The following is a 21,642-nucleotide window of genomic DNA, read 5'->3' on the forward strand; positions in this document are numbered from 1 at the left end:
TTCGGCCGCATCGGGCGGAACTTCTACCGCGCCGCCAAGCAGCGGGGCGCCGACATCGACTTCGTGGCGGCCAACGACCTCGGCTCCAAGGAGCTCATGGCGCACCTCCTGCGCTACGACTCGATCCTCGGCACCTGGGACTCGCAGGTGCGGGCCACCGACAGCGGCATCGAGGTCGACGGCGACGAGCTGCAGATCCTCGCCGAGCGCGATCCGAAGGCGCTGCCGTGGGGCGACCTCGGGGTCGACATGGTCATCGAGAGCACCGGGTTCTTCTCCAGCAGGGAGCAGGCCGCGATGCACATCGACGCCGGTGCCCCCTTCGTCATCGTCTCGGCCCCGTCCGCGGGCGCCGACGCCACCTTCGTGGTCGGGGTCAACGACGACACGTTCGACCCTGAGCAGCACAAGGTCGTGTCCAACGCCTCGTGCACCACCAACTGCTTCGTGCCGATGATCAAGGTGCTCGACGACGCCTTCGGCGTCGAGAACGGCCTCATGACCACGGTGCACGCCTACACCGGCACCCAGTCGCTGGTCGACGGCCCGTCGAAGGACCTTCGCGAGGCCCGGGCCGCACCCGTGGAGGCGGGCACGATGTTGACGGCGGAGGCGCGGGCCCGGCGCAGGTCCTTGTGGGCGAGGTCGAGGAGGTTCTGGTCGTTCGTGTAGGCGTGGACGGTCGTCATGAGGCCCTTCTCCACGCCGAAGGCGTCGTCGAGGACCTTGACCATGGGCACGAAGCAGTTGGTGGTGCACGAGGCGTTCGACACCACGATGTGGTTCTCGGCGTCGAAGGTGTCGTCGTTGACGCCCACCACGAAGGTGGCATCGGCGCCGGTGGCCGGGGCCGAGACGATGACCCGGGGGGCGCCGGCCTCGACGTGGGCCGCGGCCTTGTCGCGGCTGGTGAAGAAGCCGGTGGACTCGATCACCACGTCGACGCCGAGGTCGCCCCAGGGCAGCTGGCCCGGGTCGCGCTCGGCCAGGATCCGCACCAGGTCGCCGTCGACCTCGATGCCCCCGTCCACGACCTTCACCTCGCCGGGGTAGCGCCCGGCGATCGAGTCGTTGGCCAGCAGGTGGGCCATGGTGTCGACCGACCCGAGGTCGTTGGCCGCCACGAAGTCGATGTCGGCGCCGGAGGCCTTCACCGCCCGGAAGAAGTTGCGGCCGATGCGGCCGAACCCGTTGATGCCGACGCGGATGCTCATGGTGGTGCGGGCCCTTTCCTGGGGGTCGAGGAGGGGGATCCGGCGGCGCGCCCGCCGGCCCCGAGGGGTCCCGGCGACCGTAGCCGAGGGGGCCCGGCCCGCCCTCGCCCGGACCGCCCTCCCCCGGGCGGGTCAGGCCCGGGGCCGGGCCAGGTCGCGCAGGGCCTCGCCCAGGCGGACCGGGTCGTGCACGGGCCGGTCCTCGACGCCGAGGGGGCGCACCACGACCTCCGGCCCGGCCCCGGGGGCGAAGCGGGGGTCGGCCAGCACCACGTCGACCGGCACCCCGTGCTCGCGGGCCAGGCGGACGTGGTCGTCGGGGCCCAGCTCCTCGGTCTCGCCCATCTGGGGCCCGAGGTTGACCACCAGCACCCGCTGGGCCGGGGTGGCGCGCAGGGCGGCGGCCACCCCCGGCACCACGGCGGCGGCCAGGACGCTGGTGAACAGGGACCCGGGGCCCAGCACCACCAGGTCGGCATCGGCCAGGGCCTCGGCCACGGTGGGCGGCGTGGGCGGGTCGGCCGGGCGGACGCCCACCCGGCGCAGCCCGGCCGTGCCCTGCACCCGCACCTGGCCCGAGATCGACGCCGGACCGTGGCCGCCGCCGTCACCGTGGCCGCCTTCGTCCAGCTCGCCGGTGAGGGTGACCGGCACGGTGGCCGCGGGCAGGACCCGGCCCCGGGCGCCGACCAGGCGGCCCACCTCGTCCAGGGCCTCCTCGATGGTGCTCCCCTCCCCCACCAGCCCGGCGATCAGCAGGTTGCCCAGGGCGTGCTCCTTCAGGTCGCCGTCCGGGAAGCGGTACTCCAGCGCCCGGCCCAGCACCGAGGCCGGATCGGCCAGGGCCCCCAGGCACCGGCGCAGGTCCCCGGGGGGCAGGACCCCCAGCTCGTGGCGGAGGCGCCCGCTGGAGCCCCCGTCGTCGGCCACCGACACCACCGCGGTGACGGCACCGGCCCAGGGCACCACGGCCCGCAGGGTGGCGGCCAGGCCGTGGCCGCCCCCCACGCACACCACCGACGGCCCGGCCGTCACTTGTCCACGTCCCGGTGGCTGACGGTGGGCTCCACCCCGGTGGCCCGGAGGCGGGCGGCGATCTCCTCGGCCACGGCCACCGACCGGTGGTGCCCGCCCGTGCACCCGAAGGCGATGCTCAGGTAGGCCTTGCCCTCGGCCTCGTACTCGGGCAGGAGCAGCGTGAGCATCTCGGTCACGTGGTCCAGGAAGGTGCCGGCCAGCGGGTGGTCCAGGGCGTGGGCCCGGACCTCGGGGTCGCGGCCGGTGCGGGGCCGCAGGGCGTCGACCCAGTGCGGGTTGGGCAGGAAGCGGCAGTCGAACACCAGGTCGGCGTCGGCCGGCAGGCCGTGCTTGTAGCCGAAGCTGGTCACCGACACGGTCATGCCGCCCGGGAGGCCGGCCCCCACCAGCTCCTCGATCCGGTGGCGCAGGTCGTGCACCGACAGCTCGGTGGTGTCGATGACCAGGTCGGCGTGCATCCGCAGCCCGTCGGCCAGGCGCCGCTCCCGCTCGATGGACGACGCCAGGGAGTCACCCCCCACCGGGTGGCGGCGCTTGGTGCTCTCGTACCGGCGGACCAGGACGTCGGTGGAGGCATCGAGGAACACCACCCGCACCGTGCCCTCCCCCGCGGCCCGCAGCGGGCCGAGGAAGGCCGACGGGTCCTCGAACAGGGCGCCGGGCCCGATGGCCAGGGCCACCTGGTCGATGGTCGAGCCGGGGGCGCTGGCCAGCTCCACCACCTTGCCCATCAGCGACGTGGGCAGGTTGTCGATCACGAACCAGCCCCGGTCCTCCAGCACGCCGGCGACGGTGGAGCGACCCGCTCCCGACATCCCGGTGATCACGACGAAGTCGGTCACGACGGCCGAGTGTACGGCCGGGCCCGCCGGGCGCCGGCCGGTCAGGGGCGCGGCGAGCGCCGGCGGCGGGCCCCGGCCAGCGACGAGGCCAGGCACACCGCCCCGTAGGTGAGCACCGTGCCCCACACCAGCGGGTCGGTGGGGCGGTCCAGGTAGCGGACGTAGCCGGCCCCGGCGGCCACCGCCCCCACCGCGGTCAGGACGGCCTGGCGGCGGGGCGAGTGGGAGGCCGGGTCGAGGTTGTCGGCCACGAAGTCGAGCACCGCGGGCAGGGGCAGCAGCGGGATCAGCCACTCGTCCAGGGACCGGGGCCACCAGGGCCCGAAGGCGCCCCACAGCAGGGCCACGGCGACGGCCACCGGGTACATGACCAGGCACCGCCGGCACACGTGGCGCCCGGCCACCACCGCGCACCGGTCGTAGCCGTCGGGCCAGTGGTGGCTCAGCCACATGGGCGTGTCGGCCACCGGGCCCTCGGCGGCCAGGGGCACGTACGGGGTGGCCGGGTCCAGGGGATCGGGCGCGTCGCCCCGCTCCTCGTCGGGCCCGGTCACAGCGGGGCCAGGCCGGCGACCTTCTCGGCCACCAGCACCAGCAGGCGGGGGTAGTCGCCCCCCTGCGGGTACTCGGGCGAGCGGGCCAGGAACCCGGGCGGCGGCGACGGCTCGTCCATGTGCCGCAGGAGCAGGCCGCAGGCGGCCAGGGCGTTGACGTAGCGACTCAGGGGCCGGTGCACGAAGGGGATGCGGATGCCGGGCTCGACCTCCTCCAGGGTCAGGTCCTCGCGCAGGTAGGGGCCGATGCGCCAGTACTGCTCCGGCGGGTCGAGGACGTGGTCGTCGATCCACCCGCTGTTGGGCGTCTGCAGCAGGGGGTGGTTCAGGAAGAAGGCGAAGCGCCCGCCGGGCCGCAGCACCCGGGCCACCTCGGCCAGGGCCTCGTCCACCGCCACCACGTGCTCGAACACCAGGCAGGCCACCACCGCGTCGAAGGCCCCGGAGGCGAAGGGCAGGGCGTGGGCCCCGCCCTGGACGTAGGCCGGGCCGCCGCCCCGGCGCACCGCCTCGGTGAGCTGGTTCACGGTGGGGTCGAGGCCGACCACGGTGGCCGCCCCCCGGGCCACGGCCTGGCGGGCCACCTGCCCCTCGCCGGTGCCCACGTCCAGCACCCGGTCGGCCCCGTCCAGCCACTGGGCGGCCAGGGGCATGATCTGCTCGACGTACTCCTCGTCGGCCCCCTCGGTGAAGCCCTCCTGCCACCAGCGGGCCTGGTCCTCCCACAGCCCCTCGGGCATGGGGGGCAGCTCTCGGTGGGAGGGGGCGCTCACGGGCGGCGACGCTACCCGCCGCCCACGGCCGGCCCAGCCCTGGCGGCGGGGAACCGGGGCGCTCGGGTCAGGGGGTGTGGAGCTTGGCGTGGACCGCTTCGGCCACCGCGTCGGGCAGCCAGGGCAGGGCCCTCAGCTCGTCCAGGGAGGCGGCCTGCACGGCCCGCACGCCCCCCAGCTCCTTGGCCAGGCGCTTGCGCCGGGTCTCGCCCAGCCCGGGGATGCCGTCCAGCACGGAGGTGGTCATGCGCTTGCCCCGCAGCTCTCGGTGGAAGGCGATGGCGAAGCGGTGCGACTCGTCCCGGATGCGCTGCAGCAGGTACAGGGCCTCGGACTGGCGGGGCAGGCGCACGGCGTCGGCCTGGCCGGGCAGGAACACCTCCTCCAGCCGCTTGGCCAGCGACGCCACCGGGATCTCCTCGTCCAGGCCCAGGTCCTGGAGGACCCGCACGGCCACGCCCAGCTGGCCCTTGCCCCCGTCCACCAGCAGGAGCTGAGGCGGGTAGGAGAACCGGCCCTCCCGCTCGGCCACCGGCTTCCGGCGCTCGGCCAGGTAGGCGGTGAGGCGGCGGGTCAGCACCTCCTCCATGGCCGCGAAGTCGTCGTTGCCGGGGACGCCCTTGATCTTGAACCGCCGGTACTCGGACTTCTTGGGCAGGGCGTCCTCCACCACCACCATGGAGCCCACGTAGTCGGTGCCCTGCAGGTGGCTCATGTCGTAGCACTCGATGCGCAGGGGCGAGATGGGCAGCTCCAGCGCCTCCTGCAGCTCGTTGAGGGCCCGGGCCCGGCTGTTGTGGTCGCTGGCCCGCTTGAGCCGGTGGCGGACCAGCTCCTCGGTGGCGTTGCGGGTCACGGTCTCGGCCAGGGCCCGCTTGTCGCCCCGCTGGGGGACCCGGATGGCCACCCGGGTGCCCCGCTGGGCCTGCAGGAAGTCCTCGTAGAGGGCCAGGTCGTCGGGGTCCTCGGGCACCAGCACGGTGCGGGGGACGCCCAGCGGCGGCGGCTCCTGGTACAGCTCGCCCAGCACCCGGCCGATGAGCTCCCCGGGCGCCAGGTCCTCGACCTTGTCGACCACGAAGCCCTTGCGGCCCAGCACCCGCCCCTTGCGCACGAAGAAGACCTGCACCGCGGCCTCCAGCTCGTCCTCGGCCAGGCCGATCACGTCCAGGTCCTCGCCCTGGTCGACCACCATCTGCTGGCGCTCGATGGCCTTGCGCACCGCCACCAGCCGGTCCCGCAGCCGGGCCGCCCGCTCGAACTCCAGCTCGTCGGCGGCCTCGCCCATCTCCCGCTCCAGGCGGCGCACGATCGGCTCGGTGTCGCCCTCCAGGAACCGGAGGAGGTCGGCCACGTAGCTGTCGTAGTCCTCCCGGCTGACCTCCCCCACGCACGGCCCCGAGCACTTCTCGATGTGGAACAGCAGGCACGGCTTGCCCAGCTTGCGGTGCCGCTCCAGCTTGTTGTCCGAGCAGGTCCGGAGGGGGAACGTCCGCACCAGCAGGTCCAGCGTGTCGCGGATGGCGTAGGCGTGGGCGAAGGGCCCGAAGTACCGCACCCCCTTGCGCCGCTTGCCCCGCATGACCGTGGGCCGGGGCCACTCGTCGGACACGGTGACGGCCAGGAACGGGTAGCTCTTGTCGTCGACCAGCCGTATGTTGAACCGGGGCCGGTGCTGCTTGATGAGCGAGTACTCCAGCATGAAGGCCTCGACGTCGTTGCGGACCTGGATCCACTCGACGGTCTCGGCCGAGGCCACCATCTGGGCCGTGCGGGGGTGCATGCCCTTGGGGTTCTGGAAGTAGTTCGACAGGCGGGACCGCAGCGACTTGGCCTTGCCCACGTAGATGACCCGCCCGGCGGCGTCCTTGAACTGGTAGCTACCCGGCGCGTCGGGGATGGTGCCGGCCGGCGGACGTTGGACCACGCCCCATCTCTACCGGAGCGGGCGCGCCATCGTGCAGGCGGGCGCCGGGGGCCAGGAGCCAGCCGCAGGCCAGGCAGCCCGACAGGAGGCCCAGGTAGTTGGGCTGGAACGTGCGGGCCGGGACCAGCAGGCCCAGCAGCACCAGGGCCGAGGCCACCGGGAGCACGGCCGGGTGCGCCACCCGGCGGGCCAGGGCCACCGCCCCGGCCAGGCCGGCGGCGGCCAGGGCCACGGTGACCACCGGCCCCAGGGGGCTCTCCATCAGGTCGGGCGCCCGGTAGCCCAGGCCCAGGCCCGAGGCCGGGAACGGGGTGCCGGTGGTGCCGGTCCAGAACCGCAGGGTGTCGGTGACCAGGTCGCCGGGAGACCAGGCCAGGAAGGGCAGGGTGGTGGCGGCCAGCAGCGCCGGCGCCGTCCCCCAGGGCCGCAGCCCGGCCCACCCGTCCCGGCGGACGACCCAGACCGCCCAGGGCACCAGGCCCAGGGCCAGGGGCGCCTTGTAGGACACGGCCAGGGCCAGGGCCGCGCCGGCCCAGCCGGGGTGGCGGCGGGCGCCCAGCGCGGCCAGCACCACCAGGGCGGCGGCGGCGGCGTCGTTGGTGCCCCAGGCTGCGTAGACCACCACCGACGCCGAGCCGAAGGCCACGATGGCCGCGGCCCGGGCCCAGGCCTCCTCGGGCCGGCGGGCCAGGGCCACCACCGCGGCCAGCACGAACAGGCCCATCACCCACCGCGGGTCGCCCCCCACCCCGAGGGCGCGCTCCAGGAGGACGCCGGGCACGGCCACCAGCACCGCCCCCGGCAGGTAGGGCAGGTGGTCCACCACCGGGTTGGGCGTGACCTGGCCCGGGACCACGTTGATCCGGGCCCACGCCGGGGGCAGGTCATCGGCGAAGGGCTGCGCATAGGGGTTCCGGCCGGCCAGCAGGTCCTCGGCCCCGGCCCGGGTCACGTGGACCCCGCCGTCGTGGGCCGACTCCTGGGGCCCGGGGTGGGCGGCCAGGTCCGCGGTGCGCACGGCCAGCGGCACCAGGAGGGCCAAGAGGGCCACGCCCACCAGGGCGGCCCGGCGGGGCCGGAGGGCCACCAGCCACAGGGGCAGGGCCAGGCCCGAGACCACGCTCAGGCTCAGCACGCTGGCGGCCGTGGTGGCCGAGGATCCGTAGAGGGCCAGCCCGGCCGCGGCCACCAGCACCCCGGCGAAGGCCGCGCCCCGGCGGGTCGGGTCCTCGAACGTGCCGCCGGGCAGGACCGGCCGGTCGGCCCGTCGCCACGGGGCCACGGCCTCCGGGGCGCGGGTCGCGGACGTCACCGGGCCCCATCGGCCGGGCCCGGCCGGCCGTGAGGGCACCGCCGGGCCTCCGCCCGGGAATGCCGGCCCCGGCCACCGCGGTTGCAGGTCCATGAGCGGCGTACACTCCGCTCACACGGCCGGCCTGGTATCCGGCTCCATATCGGCTCCGAGACCGACATCCCCGTGGCGAGGCGACCAGGCTGTCCCCACCGGTCACATCGGAGCCCCTCCCCGGAGGTCCCCGTCCCATGATCCGGCTCCAGCCCCCGCTCCCCGACCGCTACACGGGCGCGGCCGACAACGACCTGGCCTCCCGCATCCAGGCCGCCAAGGCCACCCTCGGCGACCGCCTGTTCATCCTCGGCCACCACTACCAGCGCGACGAGGTCATGCGCTGGGCCGATGCCCGGGGCGACTCCTACCGCCTGTCGGTCCTGGCCCAGCAGCGACCCGAGGCCGAGTTCATCGTGTTCTGCGGCGTCCACTTCATGGCCGAGTCGGCCGACGTCCTCACCGGCGACCACCAGCAGGTCGTCCTGCCCGACCTGAACGCCGGGTGCTCCATGGCCGACATGGCCGACCTGGACGAGGTGGAGGAGGCCTGGGAGGAGCTGGCCACCGTCACCGACGTGGCCGAGCTGGTGCCCATCACCTACATGAACAGCTCGGCCGCCCTCAAGGCCTTCGTCGGCGCCCACGGCGGGGCGGTGTGCACCTCGACCAACGCCCGCCAGGTCCTGGAGTGGGCCCTCGACCGGGGGCGGAAGGTCCTGTTCTTCCCCGACCAGCACCTGGGCCGCAACACCGGCCTGGCCATGGGCTTCGACCACGCCGACATGCGGGTCTGGAACCCCCGCCTGGACCTGGGGGGCCTGACCGAGGCCGACTGCAAGGAGGCCACCTTCCTGCTGTGGAAGGGCCACTGCTCGGTGCACCAGCGGTTCCGGCCCGAGCACGTCGCCTCCTTCCGGGCCCAGCACCCCGACGGCATCGTGGTCGCCCACCCCGAGTGCAGCCACGAGCTCTGCTCCCTGGCCGACCAGGTCGGCTCCACCGACTTCATCATCAAGGCGGTGGCCGCCGCTCCCCCCGGCGCGGCCCTGGCCATCGGCACCGAGATCCACCTGGTGCAGCGCCTGGCCGACGAGAACCCCGACAAGACCGTGGTCTCCCTCGACCCGCTGATCTGCCCCTGCTCGACCATGTTCCGCATCGACGCCGCCCACCTGTGCTGGGTGCTGGAGAACCTGGTCGAGGGCCGGGTCGTCAACCGCATCACCGTCGACGCCGACACCGCCGGCCAGGCCCGCGTCGCCCTCCAGCGCATGCTCGACATCACCGAGGCCACCGCACCAGCGTGATCAGGGCCTGACCAGGGGCCGGGCCGAGGGCGCCGGGCCCCCGGACCGGCCTCAACTCGCCCGCCCCGGGACCGATTGGTGCCGGTGACCTCGACGGTGGAGCTCAGCGGGGGCCCCGGCCTCGGAGCCCGCCCCCGGGGCCTGGCCGGCCTGGTGGCGCCCGGCCTCGTGGTCGGCGTGGCCGGCGCCCTCGTCGGCCTCGACCGGGCCCCGCTGTGGCGGGACGAGGCCTACTCCCTGGGCGCCGTCCACCAGCTCGGGCCCACGCTGCGATCCACCAGCGGGACCATGGCCCTCTACTACGCCGTCCTGCGGGCCTGGACCACCGTCTCGGAGTCGGTGTGGTGGATGCGGGCCCTGTCCGTGGCGCTGGCCACCGTGGCCCTGGCCCTGGTGGTGGTCCTGGCCACCCGGCTGGTGGGCCCGAGGGCGGCCCGGTGGGCCGGCGTGCTCCTGGCCCTCTCGCCGCTGTGGGTGCGCTACGCCCAGGAGGCTCGCTCCTACGCCCTGGTGATGGCCATGGTGGCCGGCTCGTGGCTGGCCCTGGACCAGGCCCTGGCCCGGACCGAGGCCGGTGGCCGGGCCACGCCGTGGTGGGCCCTCCACACGCTCCTGGGCGCCCTGCTGCCCCTGGCCCACGGGCTGGCCGTGCTCCAGCTCCTGGCCCAGCCGGCCGCCCTCCTCGTCGGCCGGGCCGACCGCCGGGCCTGGCGGGGCCTGCTGCCCGGCACCGGGGCCGCGGTGGCCGTCACCGCCGGCCTGGCCGCGGTGGGCGCCTCCGAGGTGGGCGACTGGGTGGTGCCCCTGAGCACCGACCAGGTCCGCACCCTGGCCACCGCCCTCACCGCCGACGCGCCGGTCCTGGCCGTCCTGCTCCTGGCCGTGGCCGGCGTGGGCGGGGCCGTGGCCGCCGGCCGGGTCCGCGACGCGGCGCCCGGCCTGGACCGGGTCCGGGCCGCCATGCCCCTGGCCTGGGCCGTCCTGCCCCCCCTGGCCCTGGTGGCGGTGTCGGTGGTGCGGCCGTCGCTGGTGCCCCGCTACGTCGCGGCCAGCGCCCCCGGCGTGGCCCTCCTCCTGGCCCTGGCCTGCCCCCGCATCGAGGCCCGGCTGCGGCTCGGGCTGCCCCTGGCCACCGCGGTGGTGGTCGCCGCCCTGCTGGCCGGGCAGGTGGCCTTCCACACCACCCCGCCCGCCGTCGACTGGCGGGCCGCGGCCCGCACCGTGGCCACCCGCAGCGAGCCCGGTGACGAGCTCCTGCTGGCCGAGTCGGCCATCCGCCCCGTCTTCGAGGCGGCCTGGCGGGACGTGCCCGAGGCCCCCGCCCTGCCGGTGGCCAACGGCGCCCGGCCCCTGGGCCGGGTGCTGCGGGTCGACCCCCGCCTGTCCGACGAGGCGTCGTGGGCCGCGGCCGCCGACGCCCCGCGCCTCTGGCTGGTGGGCGAGGTCGGCACCGCGGCCCTGGCCGGCGCCCTGGCCGCCCTGGCCACCGACGGGCGCCACCACCGGGTGGCGACCTGGGACGTCGAGGCCGGCGTGGCGGTCCACCTGCTGGCCCTCGACCCGGGGACCCGGCCGTGACCGCCCCCGCCCTCCCCGTGGACGGCGACCGGCCCCAGGCCGGGCCCGAGGCCGGACCGACCACCCCCACCGGCGCCCCCCGGCGGGCCCTGCCCCTGGGGCTGATGGCCGGGTTGTTGGCCACCGTCCTGGGCGCGGCCGGCGCCCAGGGCCGGCCCCTGTGGCTCGACGAGGCCTACTCGCTGGCCGCCACCCGCGACCTGGACGTGGCCCTGGAGGCGGCCCGGGGCTCGATGGGCCTCTACTACGCCGCCGTCTGGCTCTGGGGCCAGGTGGCCGACGGGGCGCTGTGGCTGCGGCTGCCGTCCCAGGTGGCCATGGGCGTGGCCGTGGCCCTCTTCGCCCGCCTGGTCGGCCGACAGCACGGCCGAGCGACCGCGGCCGGGGCCGGGCTGGCCGTGGCCGTGTCCTACGCCGTGGTCCGCTACGCCCCCGAGGCCCGCTCCTACGCCCTGGTGTGCCTGGCCGTGGTCGGGTCGTGGTCGGCCCTGGACCGGGGCCTGGCCGACCCTGACGACCGGCGGGCCTGGCACCTCCACCGCCTCTGCTGCCTGGCCCTGCCCCTCCTCCACGGGCTGGGCACGGTCCAGCTCCTGGTCCAGGCCGGCGCCCTGGTCGTGGCCGGGGTCCGGGGCCGGAGCCTGCGCCAGGCCGCCGTCGGCCTGGGTGGCGGCCTGGTCGTGCTGGGCGCGGCCCTGGCCGTGGGCTCGGGCCGGTCCGGCGACTGGGTGCCGCCCCTGACCCTGGCCGCGGCCCGGAACCTGGTCGAGGCCCTGACCGTGCCCCTGGACCCGCTGGGGATGGTGGCCGTCGCCCTGGTGCTGGCCGCCTCGGCCCTCCTGGCCCGGCGGGCGGCGGAGGCCCCGGCCGGCCTGGCGCGGTTCCGGCTGGTGATGCCGGTGGCCTGGGGGCCGGCCGCCATCGCCGTGATCCTGGCCGTCAGCCTGGTCCGCCCCGCCTACCTGGCCCGCTACGCCGTGGCCAGCGCCTTCGGGGTGGCCCTGGTGCTGGTGCTGGCCGCCCGCGAGGTCGACCGGCGCCGCCGGGGCCCCGGCGGCCTGGCCCGGGTGCCGCTGGCCACCGTCGTGGTGGTGGCCCTGCTGGGCCTGGGGTCGCTGGTGGCCCTGAGCGCCGATGGCGACCGCTGGGACTCGGCGGTGGCCGTGGTCTCCACCGGGGCCCGGCCCGGGGACGTGGTCGTGTTCCCCACCGCCGATGCCCGCCTGCCCTTCGACGCCGAGTGGCGCGAGGGGGCCCACCCCACCAGCCCCGAGGTGGCCGGCTCGTCCGAGCCCCTGGGCGCGGTGCGCCGGGTGCTCGACCCGCCCCCGCTGGAGGAGCTGCTCGGCGAGCTGGACGGCGCCCCCCGGGTCTGGGTCGTGACCCAGCTCTACCTGCACGTGGCCAACCCCGACCTGGCCAGCGACCCCGCGGTGGTGGCCCGCTACCGCCGGGTGCGCTCGTGGGACCTGGGCGCCGACATCACCGTGACCCTCCTGGCCGCCCGCGGGGCCGGGTCGTGACCGCGGTGGCCGGCCCCACGGCCCGGGCCGAGCCCGACGGGGCGGCGGCCGGTGACCCGGTGGCCCCGCCCGCCGCGCCCCGGCCGGAGCCCGCACCCCGGCCCGCGCCCGCGGCCGTGGCCGTGGCCGGGGTGCGGGTCCGGACCTGGGTGGCGGCCGCCACCGCCCTGGCCGCCGGGCTCACCCTGTGGGGCCTGTCGAGCCGCCCGCTGTGGACCGACGAGGCCATCTCCATCGGCGCCGTCAACCAGCTGGGCGCCACCCTGCGGGACACGGCCGGCACCATGGCCCTGTACTACGTCCTCCTCGACGCCTGGAGCGGGGTGGCCGGCACCTCGGTGGTGGCGGTCCGCGCCCTGTCGGTCGTCTTCGTGGTCGCCTCGGTGCTGGGGGCGGGGGTCCTGGCCCGACGGCTGCTGCGCCCGGTGGAGGCGGTGGCCGCGGTGGTGCTGGTGGCGGCCCTGCCCGCCCTGGCCCGCACCGGCCAGGAGGCCCGGTCCTACGCCCTGACCATGCTGCTGGCCACCGTGGGGTGGCTGTGCCTGGCCCGGGCCGTCGACGCCGGGGCCGGCACCGCGGCCCACCTCGACCGCCGGGCCCGCACCGCCCTGCTGGCCCTGGTCCCGGTGGCGGTGGCCGGGGTGCTGGCCCACGGCCTGTTCGTGGTCCAGGTGGCCGCCCTCGTGCTCAGCTGCACCGTCCTGCCCCGCCGGCGCCCGCTGCTGGCCTGGATGGCCCTGCCGGCCGGCGCCGCCCTGGCCACCGCGGGTGCCCTGTTCGTGGCCGGCGCCGGCGGCGTGGCCGACTGGATCCTCCCCCTGTCGCGCCAGCACGCCATCGACGTGGCCGCCACCGTCTTCGGCCCCAACCTCATCACCGCCTGCGTCCTCGGCCTGCTCGGCGCCCGGGGGGCGGCCCGCCTGCTGGCCCGCCGGGGCGACGGCCCGGCCCAGCGCTGGCGGGCCCTGGTCCCGGTGTGGTGGGCCCTGGCCCCGGCCGCCATCCTGGTCGCCGTCTCCGTGGTCCGGCCCTACCTGGTGGGCCGGTACCTGCTGGCCTCGGTCCCGGCCCTGGGCATGCTGGCCGCGGTGGGGGCGGTGGCCGTGGTCGAGGCGGCGGCGCCGGCCGACGAGCGCCGGCGCCGGCGGCTGGCCGGCGCCCTGGTGGTCGTGCTGGTGGCCTCCGCCGTCCTGCTGGGCCGGCTCACCGCGGCCCAGATCAACACCGAGGACTGGGACGGTGCCGCGGAGGTGGTGGCGGACGGGTCCCGGGCCGGCGACGGCATCCTCTTCACCCCGTCCTCGGGCACCATCCCGTTCAGCGTGCGAACCCCGTTCGAGGCGGCGTGGCGCGACGCCGGCCGGGCCGACCGGGCCCCCGACCCGGTGGCCACCGGCGTGCCCCTGGGCACCGTCCGGCGCTTCTACCCCATGCCCGAGCGGGCCGACGTGGCCCCCGAGCTGCCGGGCCACCAGCGGCTGTGGATCGTCCACAAGATCCGGGGCGGCGGGGTGGGCGACGCCGCCCTGGAGGACGTGCTGGCCTGGCCCGAGCTGCGCCACGGCTACCGGGTGGCCCGGCGGGAGCTGGTCCGGGGCGGCATCCAGGTGCTGCTGCTCGAGCGACGCTGACCGGCCGCCGCCGGCCGCCGCTCACCCGGGGGGCAGGAGCGGGGCCAGGAACCGGGCGGTGTGGCTGGCCTCCACCTCGATCACGTCCTCGGGCGCCCCGGTGGCCACCACCCTGCCGCCCCCGCTGCCCCCCTCGGGGCCCAGGTCGATGAGCCAGTCGGCCGTCTTGATGACGTCCAGGTTGTGCTCGATGACCAGCACGGTGTTGCCCTGGTCGACCAGGCGGGACAGGACGGCCAGCAGGCGGCGGATGTCCTCGAAGTGGAGCCCGGTGGTGGGCTCGTCGAGCAGGTAGATGGTGTGGCCGGTGGAGCGCTTGGACAGCTCGGAGGCCAGCTTGATGCGCTGGGCCTCGCCGCCGGAGAGGGTGGGCGCCGGCTGGCCCAGGCGGATGTAGCCCAGGCCCACGTCGACCAGGGTCTGCATGTGGCGGGCGATGGGCGGCTGGTTGGCGAAGAACTCCAGCGCCTCCTCGCACGGCATGGCCAGCACCTCGGCCACGTTCTTGCCCTTGAACGTGATGTCGAGGGTGTCGCGGTTGTAGCGGGCCCCCTTGCACACCTCGCACGGCACGTACACGTCGGGCAGGAAGTGCATCTCGATCTTGATGGTGCCGTCGCCGGCGCAGGCCTCGCAGCGGCCGCCCTTCACGTTGAAGGAGAAGCGGCCGGGCTGGTAGCCCCGGACCTTGGCCTCTTGGGTCTGGGCGAACAGCTTGCGCACGTGGTCCCACACGCCGGTGTAGGTGGCCGGGTTGGAGCGGGGGGTGCGGCCGATGGGCGACTGGTCGATGTTGATGACCTTGTCCAACAGCTCGATGCCCTCGATGCGCTTGTGGCGGCCGGGCGGCACCTTGGCCCGGTAGATCTTCTGCATCAGCGACCGGAGCAGGATGTCGTTGACCAGGGTGGACTTGCCCGAGCCGGACACCCCGGTGACGGCCACGAAGCAGCCCAGGGGGATGTCGACGTCGATGCCGACGAGGTTGTGCTCGCGGGCGCCCTTGATCGACAGCCACTCCTCCCCGGGCTGGCGGCGCTGCTCGGGCACGGGGATGGAGCGCTTGCCCGACAGGTACTGGCCGGTGATGGACCGGGACGACTTCAGCAGGCCCTTGTACCCCCCGCTGTAGACCACCCCTCCCCCGTGCTCGCCGGCCCCGGGGCCGATGTCGACCACGTGGTCCGCCACCGCGATGGTGTCCTCGTCGTGCTCGACCACCAGCACCGTGTTGCCCAGGTCCCGCAGGCGGATGAGGGTCTCGATGAGGCGGCGGTTGTCGCGTTGGTGGAGGCCGATGGACGGCTCGTCCAGCACGTAGAGCACGCCGACCAGGCCCGAGCCGATCTGGCTGGCCAGGCGGATGCGCTGGGCCTCGCCCCCGGCCAGGGTGGCGGCCGAGCGCGACAGCGACAGGTAGTCCAGGCCCACGTCGAGCAGGAAGCCCAGCCGAGCGTTGACCTCCTTGAGCACGGCCTCGGCGATCATCCGGTCCCGCTCGGACAGGGTGACGGCCCCCAGCACCCCGGCCACCTCCCGGATGGACATGGCGCACAGCTCGGCGATGTTGCGCCCGTCGACGCGCACGGCCAGGGTGAAGGGCTTGAGGCGGGCACCGCCGCACTCGGGGCACGGCACCTCCCGCATGTAGCCCTCGAACTGCTCGCGCTGGCTGTCGCTCTCGGTGTCGGCGTGGCGGCGCTGGAGCCAGGGGATGACGCCCTCGTAGGCGGCCTGGTAGACGCGGGTGCGGCCGTAGCGGTTCTTGTAGCGGACCTCGACCCGGCCGATGCCCTTGCCGTGGAGGAGCTTCTTCTGCTGGGCCGCCTTCAGCTTGGCCCAGGGCACGTCCAGGGGGATGTCGTGCTCGGCCCCCACCGCCTCGATGATGCGGTGGAACCAGGTGGCGTGGCCGCTGGCCCACGGGTGGATGGCCCCCTCGGACAGCGACAGGTCGGGGTCGGGCACCACCAGCTCGGGGTCGACCTCGAAGCGGGTGCCCAGCCCGTCGCAACGGGGGCAGGCGCCGTAGGGCGAGTTGAACGAGAAGCTGCGGGGGGCCAACTCGTCGAAGCTCTGGCCGTCCACCGGGCAGGCCAGGTGCTGGCTGAAGGTCATGCTCTCGGGCTCGTCCTCGTCGCCCCGGGGCACGACCTGGATCTCGGCCACCCCCTCGGCCAGCCGCAGGGCCGTCTCCAGCGACTCGGTGAGGCGGTGGGCGATGCCCGGCTTCTTCACCAGCCGGTCGACGACCACCTCGATGGTGTGGGTCTCGTAACGGGCCAGGTCCAGCTCGTCGCCCAGCTCGTGGAGCTCGCCGTCGATGCGGGCCCGGGAGTAGCCCTGCTGGGCCAGGTCGGCCAGGAGGGTCTCGTAGTTGCCCTTCCGGCCCCGGACCACCGGGGCCAGGACCTGGAAGCGGGTGCCCTCGGGCAGCTCCAGGATGCGGTCCACGATCTGCTGGGGGGTCTGGCGGGTGATGGGGGTGTCGTGCTCGGGGCAGTGGGGCACGCCGATGCGGGCGAACAGCAGCCGCAGGTAGTCGTAGATCTCGGTGATGGTCCCCACCGTCGAGCGGGGGTTCCGCGACGCCGACTTCTGGTCGATGGAGATGGCCGGCGACAGGCCCTCGATGAAGTCCACGTCGGGCTTGTCCATCTGGCCCAGGAACTGCCGGGCGTACGACGACAGCGACTCGACGTAGCGGCGCTGGCCCTCGGCGTAGATGGTGTCGAAGGCCAGGGAGGACTTGCCCGAGCCCGACAGCCCGGTGAAGACGATCAGCTTGTCGCGAGGGAGGTCTAGGTCGACACCCCGGAGGTTGTGCTCGCGGGCCCCACGGATGACGAGAGAGTCGGACACGGGGCGAGCCTATCGGCGTCGTCCAATTGGCGCCCGAACGTCCGTTCCCTGCCCTCGGGGACGCCGTCGGGGTCCACCGGAGCCGGTCGGGCCCGGGCGGCCAGCAGGGCCCACAGCCCGACCACGGCCAGGGGCAGGAGCACCCGGCCCACGTCCTCGGGGCGGGCCCACACCGCCGGGCCCAGCACCGCAGCCAGCGCCATGTGGACCCCCAGCACGGCCCGCAGGTCGGCCTCCGCGGCCCGGGCCAGGCCCACCCCGCCCAGGACCAGCACCGAGGCGATGACGGCGCCGTCGGCCGCCGTCCACTCCCCCGCCCGGTCCCACAGCCCCCCGAAGGGCACCGGCGACAGGCGCCCGCCCACGCTGCCCCGGGGCCAGGCCCCGATGCCCACCCGCAGCGCCACCACCCACACCCCGTAGGGCAGGGCGCTGGCGGCCAGGGCCCCGGCCCGGGCCGGCCGGCGCCGGGCCAGGGCCACCAGGGCCAGGGCCGCGGGCACCAGGAGCAAGGTCTCCCGACACAGCCCGGCCGCCGCGGCCAGGGCCACCGCGTCCCACGGGATCCCCTCGGTGCGGCGGGCCCGGGCCACGGCCAGCACGGCCAGGGCGGCGCCCAGCGACTCGGGGCCCACGAAGGTCAGGTTGGCGGTCACCCCGGGGAGGACCAGCACCACCAGGGCCCAGCCGGGGGCCACCCCCGAACGGGCCAGGGCCCAGGCCAGGGCACCCACCAGCGCCCCCACCGAGGCCACGGTCACCGCCACCAGGGCCCAGGGCACGGCCCCGGCCCGGCCCCCCGAGGCCGCCCACCCGATCCACCCGTAGGCCGGCCGCTGGTACCGGTAAGCCTCCTCGGCCGGCCCGCCCCGGATGCGCTCGGACCGCAGGCCCAACGGGTCGACGGCCTGGGTGGCGAAGACCTGCCCGTCGCGGGCGTTGAGGACCACCTCGACGGGGCGGGACGGCGGCTCGTAGAGGCTGCTGACCAGCGGGTCGCCCGGGCCCTCGGGCATGGCCCCCGACGTCCCGAACCAGATCCCGGCCCACAGGGCCCCGGCGGCCAGGCCGACCAGGGCCACCACCAGCACCGGTCGGCCGGGCCGGCCGGGACCGGTCCCCGGCCCGCCGTCGCCTCCGGTCATGGGGACCCATCGGACGGCGGGGCCGGGACCTGAGCCCCGCCCCGCTCACACCGCCCCCGGCGGGGCCGATGGAGGGCCGTGACCCTGACCCGGCCCGCCCCACCGCGCCCCGGCCCGGCCCGGGCCCCCGGGGCCGCCTCGCCCGGACGGGAGGTGGCCCGCTGGGCCGCCCTGGGGCTCCTGGTCCTGGTGGCCCTGGTCCTGGTGGACCTGGCCCGCACCGGCGGCCACCCCGTGGGCCTGGTCCAGGCCGGGGCCCGGGGCCCGGCGGTGGCCGCCTTCCGGGCCGACTTCCCCGACCTGGAGCTGCCCGACGGCGTGGGACTGGACGGCCAGATGGTCTACGCCACCGCCCGCGACCCGTGGCCGGTGGACGCCTCGGCCCCGCACCTGGACCGCCCCCGCTACCGGCTCCAGCGCCCCCTCCTGCCCTGGACGGCGTCGCTCCTGCACCCCGGCGGGGGCGGCACCGGCCTGGTGTGGGCCCTTTTCGCGGTGGGCCTGGCCGGCGTGGCCGCCGGGGCGGTGGCCGCCGGGCGCCTGAGCGTGGGGTGGGGCGGGCCGCCGTGGGTGGCGGCCCTGGTCCCCCTCCTGCCCGGGGCGTGGTGGGCGCTGCGGGTCTCCACCCCCGACGTGCTGGCCGTGGGCCTGGCCCTCCTGGCCGTCCACCTGGCCTCCCGGGGCCGGACCGCGCTGGCCGTGGCCCTGGGCGTGGCCGCGGTGCTGGCCAAGGAGCCGGCCCTGCTGATCCTGGTGGGCTGGGCCCTGGGCCAACGCACGGCGCGGAGCACGGTGGTGGCCGCGGTGCCGGCCGCGGTGGCCGCCGGGTGGATGGTGGCCCTCCGGTTGCTGGTGCCCGGGGCCGAGGGCCTCAACGGGGACATCGGCCTGCCCCTGGTGGGCCTGGCCCGGGCCGCCACCGGCATCTGGTTCGAGGGCCGGGAGCTCATCGGCCTGGCCAGCACCCTGGGCACCCTGGCCCTCGGGGGCCTGGCCCTGGCCCGGCGGGGGCTGCGCCACCCCCTGGGGGCGGCGGTGGCCCTCCACCTGGCCTTCCTGGTCGTCTCCGGGCCCAACCCGCTGGGCACCAACTTCGGCGGCACCCGGACCACCCTGGCCCTGGCCACCCTGGCCCTGCTGGCCCTGGCCACCCCGGCCGCCCCGCCGGTCCGGCCCGTCGCCCTGCCGGGGAGTCGCCGGGTCAGCCCACCTGACGGAGCTCGCGCCGCAGCTCCCTGATCTCGTCTCGGAGGCGGGCGGCGTACTCGAAGCGCAGGTCGGCCGACGCCTCCCGCATCTCCTCCTCCAGGGTGGAGATGAGCCGGGCCAGGTCCTCACCGGGCAGGTTGGCCAGCTCCTCCCGCCGGGCCTTGTCGGCGGCCCGGTCACGCCGGGCGCCGTCGCCGGGCAGCGGGGCCCGCTCCTCGGCCGGGCGCATGAGGGCCAGGATGTCGGTGACCGCCTTGCGGATGGTCTGGGGGTCGATGCCGTGCTCGACGTTGTAGGCCTGCTGGAGGCCGCGGCGCCGGTTGGTCTCGCTGATGGCCTGCTGCATCGAGTTGGTGACCTTGTCGGCGTACATGATGACCTGGCCGTCGACGTTGCGGGCGGCCCGGCCGATGGTCTGGATGAGGGAGGTCTCGCTGCGCAGGAAGCCCTCCTTGTCGGCGTCGAGGATGGCCACCAGCGACACCTCGGGCAGGTCGAGGCCCTCCCGCAGGAGGTTGATGCCGACCAGCACGTCGAACTCGCCCAGCCGCAGGTCGCGCAGGATCTCGATGCGCTGGATGGTGTCGACCTCGCTGTGGAGGTAGCGGACCTTGACCCCCAGCTCCAGCAGGTAGTCGGTGAGGTCCTCGGCCATCTTCTTGGTCAGGGTGGTGACCAGCACCCGGGCCCCCCGGGCCACCCGGCCCTCGATCTGCTCCATGAGGTCGTCGATCTGGCCCTTGGTCGGCTTGACCACCACCTCGGGGTCGACCAGGCCGGTGGGCCGGATGACCTGCTCGACCACCCGGGTGCTCTTCTCCAGCTCGAAGGGCCCGGGGGTGGCCGACAGGAACACCACCTGGCCGATGCGCTCCATGAACTCGTCGAAGCGGAGGGGCCGGTTGTCGGCCGCCGAGGGCAGCCGGAACCCGTGGTCGATGAGCTGGACCTTGCGGCTGTGGTCGCCCTCGTACTGGCCGTGGAGCTGGGGCACGGCCTGGTGGCTCTCGTCGATGACCATCAAGAAGTCGCGGGGGAAGTAGTCGAGCAGGGTGTTGGGGGTCTCCCCCGGGCCCCGCCCGTCGATGGGGGCCGAGTAGTTCTCGATCCCGTTGCAGAAGCCGACCTCGGCCATCATCTCCAGGTCGTACTGGGTGCGCATGCGGAGGCGCTGGGCCTCCAGCAGCTTGCCCTCGGCCTCGAAGTGGGCCAGGCGCTCCTGCAGCTCGTGCTCGATGCGGACGATGGCCCGTTGCAGGCGCTCCTCGCCGGCCACGTAGTGGGTGGCCGGCAGGAGCACGAAGTCGTCGTGGGTGCGGACCTTCTCGCCGGTGACCGGGTCGAAGGTGGCCATGGACTCGATCTCGTCGCCGAACAGCTCGATGCGCAGGGCCGTCTCGTCGTAGGCGGGGTGGATCTCGATGGTGTCGCCCCGGACCCGGAACGTGCCCCGGGTCAGGTTCATGTCGTTGCGGTCGTACTGCATGTCGACGAAGCGGCGGAGCAGCAGGCGCTGGTCGAGGCTCTCGCCCTTGCGCAGCACCAACATGCTCTCGCGGTACTCCTCGGGGGAGCCCAGGCCGTAGATGCACGACACCGAGGCCACCACGATGACGTCGCGCCGGGTCAGCAGCGAGGCGGTGGTGGAGTGCCGGAGGCGCTCGATCTCGTCGTTGACCGAGCTGTCCTTCTCGATGTAGGTGTCGCTGGAGGCGATGTAGGCCTCGGGCTGGTAGTAGTCGTAGTAGCTGACGAAGTACTCCACCGCGTTGTTGGGGAAGAACTCCTTGAACTCGTTGGCCAGCTGGGCGGCCAACGACTTGTTGGGCGCCAGGACCAGGGTGGGGCGCTGGACCTGCTCGATGGTCCAGGCGATGGTGGCCGACTTGCCCGAGCCGGTGATGCCCAGGAGGGTCTGGAACCGCTCGCCGCCCAGGATGCCGTCGGCCAGGCCGGCGATGGCCTGGGGCTGGTGCCCGGCCGGCGAGAACTCCGACACCACCTCGAAGGGGCGGGACTGCGAGGTGGTCACCGGGACGACGTCGGCCATCCCCCGAGGCTACCGAGGGGGTGCGACGGTGGGGCCGGCCGGGGGCAGGGCCAGGAGCCGGGGCCACAGGGCCTCGACCTGGGCCTCCAGGGCGGCCCGGTCGCCGGAGTTGTCCACCACCAGGTCGGCCCGGGCCCGGCGCTCCTCTCGCGACGCCTGGCGGGCCATGCGGGCCCGGGCGTCGGCCTCCCGCATGCCCCGCTGCTCGACCAGCCGGGCCACCGCCACCTCCGGGTCGACGTCCACCACCACCAGGGCGGCCAGGTCGTCCCGGCCCGACTCCACCAGCAGGGGCACGTCCAGGACGACCACGTCGTCGCCCCGGGCCGCCTCCTCCAGCCGGCGGGCGATCTCGGCCCCCACCGCCGGGTGGACGAGGGCGTTCAGGTCGGCCAGGGCCTCGGCGCCGTCGGGGGCGAAGACCAGGTCGGCCAGGGCCTGGCGGTCCAGGCTGCCGTCCTCGGCCACCACGATGGGCCCGAACCGGGCGGCGATGGCGGCCAGGACGGGCTGGCCCGGGGCCTGCAGCTCGCGGGTGATGGCATCGGCGTCGATCACGGTGGCGCCCCGGGCCGCCAGCAGGGACGAGACGGTCGACTTGCCGCTGCCGATGCCGCCGGTGAGGCCCACGAGGATCACGC

Annotated in this window: 16 protein-coding genes and 1 pseudogene; 6 read left to right on the forward strand and 11 right to left on the reverse strand. The window is 75.5% G+C overall.

Annotation, left to right across the window (positions count from 1 at the left end; all coding sequences use genetic code 11):
* Nucleotides 1-9: 9 nt before the first annotated feature.
* On the forward strand, nt 10-672 hold the full coding sequence (locus VEW93_15300) for a glyceraldehyde 3-phosphate dehydrogenase NAD-binding domain-containing protein (GenBank protein HYI63157.1): 663 nt from the start codon (nt 10-12) through the stop codon (nt 670-672).
* Here VEW93_15300 and VEW93_15305 read toward each other — a convergent pair.
* The 7 genes and pseudogenes from VEW93_15305 to VEW93_15335 all read right to left on the reverse strand — a co-directional run bounded on the left by VEW93_15305 (nt 627) and on the right by VEW93_15335 (nt 7,660).
* Nucleotides 627-1,214 (reverse strand): annotated as a pseudogene (locus tag VEW93_15305) (type I glyceraldehyde-3-phosphate dehydrogenase). The gene VEW93_15300 and the pseudogene VEW93_15305 overlap by 46 nt on opposite strands.
* A gap of 132 nt (nt 1,215-1,346) precedes the next feature.
* Nucleotides 1,347-2,249 (reverse strand): uridine diphosphate-N-acetylglucosamine-binding protein YvcK, encoded by a 903-nt coding sequence (gene yvcK, locus VEW93_15310; GenBank protein ID HYI63158.1) that lies wholly within the window; start codon nt 2,247-2,249, stop codon nt 1,347-1,349.
* A complete protein-coding gene (rapZ, locus tag VEW93_15315; protein ID HYI63159.1) occupies nt 2,246-3,094 on the reverse strand; it encodes an RNase adapter RapZ in 849 nt (282 codons plus the stop codon). The genes yvcK and rapZ overlap by 4 nt, the downstream gene beginning before the upstream one ends.
* Nucleotides 3,095-3,135: 41 nt before the next feature.
* Complete coding sequence (locus VEW93_15320) at nt 3,136-3,648, reverse strand: hypothetical protein (GenBank protein ID HYI63160.1); 513 nt, start codon at nt 3,646-3,648, stop codon at nt 3,136-3,138.
* The gene (locus VEW93_15325; GenBank protein HYI63161.1) at nt 3,645-4,421 is read right to left on the reverse strand and encodes a class I SAM-dependent methyltransferase; all 777 of its coding nucleotides are present in this window, start codon (nt 4,419-4,421) and stop codon (nt 3,645-3,647) included. Before VEW93_15325 ends, VEW93_15320 begins: the two co-directional genes overlap by 4 nt.
* A 67-nt stretch (nt 4,422-4,488) precedes the next feature.
* Nucleotides 4,489-6,348: an excinuclease ABC subunit UvrC gene (gene uvrC / locus VEW93_15330; protein HYI63162.1), complete on the reverse strand. Its 1,860-nt coding sequence runs from the start codon at nt 6,346-6,348 to the stop codon at nt 4,489-4,491.
* Nucleotides 6,302-7,660 carry a hypothetical protein gene (locus VEW93_15335; protein HYI63163.1) on the reverse strand — a complete coding sequence of 453 codons (1,359 nt, stop codon included), beginning with the start codon at nt 7,658-7,660 and terminating at the stop codon, nt 6,302-6,304. The genes uvrC and VEW93_15335 overlap by 47 nt, the downstream gene beginning before the upstream one ends.
* 230 nt (nt 7,661-7,890) lie before the next feature.
* Here VEW93_15335 and nadA point away from each other — a divergent pair, with 230 nt between their 5' ends.
* From nadA to VEW93_15355, 4 genes are all read left to right on the forward strand, one after another.
* Nucleotides 7,891-9,003, forward strand: coding sequence for a quinolinate synthase NadA (nadA, locus tag VEW93_15340; protein ID HYI63164.1), 1,113 nt, complete (start codon nt 7,891-7,893; stop codon nt 9,001-9,003).
* An 84-nt stretch (nt 9,004-9,087) separates the two neighbouring features.
* Entirely contained in the window at nt 9,088-10,581 is a 1,494-nt protein-coding gene (locus VEW93_15345; protein ID HYI63165.1) for a hypothetical protein, read from the forward strand.
* Nucleotides 10,578-12,104, forward strand: a complete 1,527-nt coding sequence (locus VEW93_15350; protein ID HYI63166.1) for a hypothetical protein — start codon at nt 10,578-10,580, stop codon at nt 12,102-12,104. The genes VEW93_15345 and VEW93_15350 overlap by 4 nt, the downstream gene beginning before the upstream one ends.
* Nucleotides 12,101-13,735 (forward strand): hypothetical protein, encoded by a 1,635-nt coding sequence (locus tag VEW93_15355; protein ID HYI63167.1) that lies wholly within the window; start codon nt 12,101-12,103, stop codon nt 13,733-13,735. The genes VEW93_15350 and VEW93_15355 overlap by 4 nt, the downstream gene beginning before the upstream one ends.
* A 21-nt stretch (nt 13,736-13,756) precedes the next feature.
* On the opposite strand, the gene uvrA is transcribed toward VEW93_15355, so the two are convergent.
* Nucleotides 13,757-16,597 carry an excinuclease ABC subunit UvrA gene (uvrA, locus tag VEW93_15360; GenBank protein ID HYI63168.1) on the reverse strand — a complete coding sequence of 947 codons (2,841 nt, stop codon included), beginning with the start codon at nt 16,595-16,597 and terminating at the stop codon, nt 13,757-13,759.
* Nucleotides 16,537-17,742 (reverse strand): hypothetical protein, encoded by a 1,206-nt coding sequence (locus VEW93_15365; protein ID HYI63169.1) that lies wholly within the window; start codon nt 17,740-17,742, stop codon nt 16,537-16,539. Before VEW93_15365 ends, uvrA begins: the two co-directional genes overlap by 61 nt.
* Before the next feature lie 78 nt (nt 17,743-17,820).
* On the opposite strand from VEW93_15365, the gene VEW93_15370 reads away from it, so the two are divergent.
* Complete coding sequence (locus VEW93_15370) at nt 17,821-18,981, forward strand: hypothetical protein (protein ID HYI63170.1); 1,161 nt, start codon at nt 17,821-17,823, stop codon at nt 18,979-18,981.
* Here the strand turns inward: VEW93_15370 and uvrB are convergent.
* Nucleotides 18,944-21,001 carry an excinuclease ABC subunit UvrB gene (uvrB, locus tag VEW93_15375; protein ID HYI63171.1) on the reverse strand — a complete coding sequence of 686 codons (2,058 nt, stop codon included), beginning with the start codon at nt 20,999-21,001 and terminating at the stop codon, nt 18,944-18,946. The genes VEW93_15370 and uvrB overlap by 38 nt on opposite strands.
* A 9-nt stretch (nt 21,002-21,010) precedes the next feature.
* Complete coding sequence (gene coaE / locus VEW93_15380; GenBank protein HYI63172.1) at nt 21,011-21,640, reverse strand: dephospho-CoA kinase; 630 nt, start codon at nt 21,638-21,640, stop codon at nt 21,011-21,013.
* Between the last annotated feature and the right edge of the window lie 2 nt (nt 21,641-21,642).

The organism is Acidimicrobiales bacterium (assembly GCA_035630295.1).
Taxonomy (GTDB): Bacteria; Actinomycetota; Acidimicrobiia; order Acidimicrobiales; family Iamiaceae; genus Iamia.